General features: G+C 72.1%; 3 protein-coding genes. All 3 read left to right on the top strand.

Going from position 1 to position 3,679, the window contains the following annotated elements; genetic code table 11:
* The first annotated feature begins 302 nt into the window (after positions 1–302).
* The gene (locus ACFVX9_RS31960) at positions 303–1,397 is read left to right on the top strand and encodes a sugar ABC transporter substrate-binding protein (protein ID WP_380345997.1); all 1,095 of its coding nucleotides are present in this window, start codon (positions 303–305) and stop codon (positions 1,395–1,397) included.
* 73 nt (positions 1,398–1,470) lie between these two features.
* Positions 1,471–2,256 (top strand): ATP-binding cassette domain-containing protein, encoded by a 786-nt coding sequence (locus tag ACFVX9_RS31965; protein WP_063352939.1) that lies wholly within the window; start codon positions 1,471–1,473, stop codon positions 2,254–2,256.
* Complete coding sequence (locus ACFVX9_RS31970) at positions 2,253–3,536, top strand: sugar ABC transporter permease (RefSeq protein WP_380484787.1); 1,284 nt, start codon at positions 2,253–2,255, stop codon at positions 3,534–3,536. The genes ACFVX9_RS31965 and ACFVX9_RS31970 overlap by 4 nt, the downstream gene beginning before the upstream one ends.
* Positions 3,537–3,679: the final 143 nt, after the last annotated feature.

Below are 3,679 nucleotides of genomic sequence, written 5' to 3' on the forward strand. Positions count from 1 at the left end.
TTGACCCACTCAGCACCCCAGGGCGGGGGGCCCCCCTCGGAGGGGGGGGCGGTGGCCCCCCCACCTCCCTGACACCCCGACAGGTTGATCGACTCTTGAACGGCGGGCCCCGCAACGGGCGCCGCCGTTCCGTCATTTGGAGCTTCCTCCAGGTTTCAACTCCCCGTCAGTGTTCATGAAGATAACGAGTAGAGGCGCATCGCCCGCAGTCTGAATTTACTTATTGACGTCATGTACGCGTTCAGGTTTAACTCCCCCCACCCCGCCGCAGAGCCGCGGCGACGTCAGGGAGAGGCACCCCCATGAACGCAGCACTGCGTCGCGTCCTCATCGCCACCACCGGCATCTCACTGGCCCTGTCCATGGCCGCCTGCGGCAAGGCGGGCGGCGACAAGAAGGACGCGGCCGCCTCCGGAGACGGCAAGTCCATCGGGCTGCTCCTACCCGAGAACGCCTCCTCCACCCGCTACGAATCCTTCGACCGCCCCTTCGTCGAGGCCAAGGTCGCCGCCCTGTGCGCGGACTGCAAGGTCCTCTACAACAACGCCGAGGGCAGCGCCGCCAAGCAGAAGCAGCAGTTCGACACCCTCCTCGCCCAGGGCGTGAAGGTGATCATCCTGGACCCCTACAACGCCAAGTCCACCCAGGGCTGGGTCCAGGAGGCCGCCGCCAAGGGCGTCAAGGTCGTCGCCTACGACCGCCTGGCCACCGGACCGGTGGCCGCCTACGTCTCCTTCGACAACGAGAAGGTCGGCGAACTCCAGGGCCAGGCCCTCGTCGACGCCCTCGGCCCGCAGGCCGCCGACGCCAACGTCGCCATGATCAACGGCGACGAGGCCGACCCCAACGCCGCCGACTTCAAGACCGGCGCCCACAAGGTCCTCGACGCCAAGGTCAAGAAGATCGTCTACGAGCAGTCCGGCCAGTGGGACGCCACCATCGCCGGCCAGAAGATCGGCGCCGCCGTCACCCAGCTCGGCAAGAACGGCTTCCAGGCCGTCTACTCCGCCAACGACGGCATGGCCGGCGCCATCATCACCCAGCTCCAGGGCGCCGGCATCAAGGTCCCCGTCGGCGGACAGGACGCCGGCCTCGACGCCATCCAGCGCATCGTCAACGGCGACCAGGCCTTCACCATCTACAAGGCCTACCGCCCGCTCGCCGACTCCGCCGCCGAACTGGCCGTCGCCCTCCTCAAGGGCAAGGACGTCAAGACCGTCGCCACCGCCACCGTCGACAGCGCCACCGACAAGGCCATCCCCGCCAAGTTCCTGGACGCCAAGGTCGTCACCAAGGCCAACATCGCCACCACCGTCGTCGCCGACGGCCTCTACAAGGTCTCCGACATCTGCACCGCCGACTACGCCGCCGCCTGCGCCGCCGCCGGCCTCAAGTAGCCCGGCCCGCCCAGCCCGCCCGGCCGCCCAGCTCGACCCGGGTCCAAGTCCACCACCGCAGAAGAAGGTTCACTTGACAGGCGCACCCGTCCTCCAGCTGCGCTCGGTCTCCAAGCGCTTCGGTGCCGTCCAGGCCCTCACCGATGTCGGCCTCGACGTCCACCCCGGCGAAGTCCTCGCCCTCGTCGGCGACAACGGCGCCGGCAAGTCCACCCTCGTGAAGACCATTGCCGGTGTTCACCCCGTCGACGAGGGCACCATCACCTGGCACGGCGAGCCCGTGCGCCTGACCCGCCCCCAGGACGCCCAGGCCCTCGGCATCGCCACCGTCTACCAGGACCTCGCCCTGTGCGACAACCTCGACGTCATCGCGAACCTGTTCCTCGGACGCGAGAAACGCCGCCACGGGCTCCTGGACGAGGTCGCCATGGAGCAGCACGCCCGCGAACTCCTCGACACCCTCGCCATCCGCATCCCCGACGTGCGTACCCCCGTCGCCGCGCTCTCCGGCGGCCAGCGCCAGGTCGTCGCCATCGCCCGCGCCCTGGTCGGCGAGCCAGCCCTCGTCATCCTGGACGAGCCCACCGCCGCCCTCGGCGTCGAACAGACCGCCCAGGTCCTCGACCTCGTCGAGCGGCTGCGCGAACGCGGCCTGGCCGTCGTCCTCGTCAGCCACAACATGGCCGACGTGCGGGCCGTCGCCGACACCGTCGCCGTCCTGCGCCTGGGCCGCAACAACGGCGTCTTCCCCGTCGCCGGCACCACCCAGGAGCAGATCGTCTCCGCCATCACCGGAGCCACCGACAACGCCCACGCCCGGCGCCAGGCCCGCCACACCGAGGAGGAGGACGCCGCATGACCACGCCCAGCACCCCCGCCGACACCCCCGCGGCCCCCGGCGCCGAGCCTGCGGCCCCCGGTGCCGACCCCCGCCTGCACACCCGGGCCGCCGGCCCCGCCGGCTACCTGGAGGCCGCCCGCCGGCGCCTGGCCGCCGGCGAACTCGGCTCCCTGCCCGTCGTCGTCGGCCTCATCCTGATCGCCGTCATCTTCCAGTCCGTCACCGGCCACTTCCTCCAGGCCGACAACCTCACCAACATCACCCGCTTCATCGCCGGCCCCGGCCTCATCGCCGTCGGCGTCGTCTTCGTCCTCATCCTCGGCGAGATCGACCTCTCCCTGGGCTCCGTCGCCGGCGCCAGCGCCGCCCTCGCCGCCGTCCTCGCCGTGCGCCAGGGCATCGCCGAATGGCTCGCCGTGCTCGCCGCCCTCGCCGCGGCCACCGTCATGGGCCTGCTGCACGGCCTCTTCTTCGCCCGCGTCGGCGTCCCCGCCTTCGTCGTCACCCTCGCCGGCATGCTCACCTGGAGCGGCCTGCAGGAGTACGTCCTGGGCGACCTCGGCACCGTCAACAACCGCCACGGCGGCCTCATCGCCACCCTCGACACCACCTTCCTCGGCGACGGCGACATCGCCTACGCCTGGGCCCTGGCGGTCCTCGCCCCCGCCCTCTACCTGCTCGCCCACCTGCGCACCGCCCGCCGGCGCACCGCCGCCGGCCTCACCGCCCGCCCCACCGCCGACACCGCCATCCGCACCGGCGCCCTGGCCGTGCTCACCCTCGCCACCGCCTACGCCCTCAACCAGGACCGCGGCCTGCCGCTGCCCCTGGTCGTGCTGGTGGGCGTCGTCGTCCTCACCGACTTCGTCCTGCGCCGCACCTCCTACGGGCGGCAGATCTTCGCGGTCGGCGGCGGCGTGGAGGCCGCCCGGCGCGCCGGCGTCAACGTGGCCCGGGTGCGGATCTCCGTCTTCATGCTGTCCGCGTTCCTGGCCGGCCTGGGCGGGCTGTTCTACGCCTCCCAGCAGGGCTCCGCCGACAAGCAACTGGGCGGCGGCAACGTCCTGATGAGCGCGATCGCCGCCGCCGTCATCGGCGGCACCAGCCTCTTCGGCGGCCGCGGCAAGACCTGGTCCGCGCTGCTGGGCATCCTGGTGATCCAGTCCATCACCACCGGCCTGGACATGGTCCACGCCGCCCAGGCCATCCAGTACATGATCACCGGCGCCGTCCTGCTCGCCGCCGTCGTCCTGGACTCCCTCTCCCGCCGCACCCGCGCCACCGCCGCCCGCACCTAGCGAAGCCCGAAAGACCCGGGCCCCCCTTCCCCGGCCTGGGGGGGGGGGGGGGGGGGGGGAGGGGGGGGAGGGGGGGGGGGAGGGGGGGGGTCCCCCAAACCTCCCTCCCGCACCCCCCTCTCCGCCCGTGCTGGGGGGGTGGT

It is taken from the genome of Kitasatospora sp. NPDC058243, from assembly GCF_042882025.1.
Taxonomy (GTDB): domain Bacteria; phylum Actinomycetota; class Actinomycetes; order Streptomycetales; family Streptomycetaceae; genus Kitasatospora.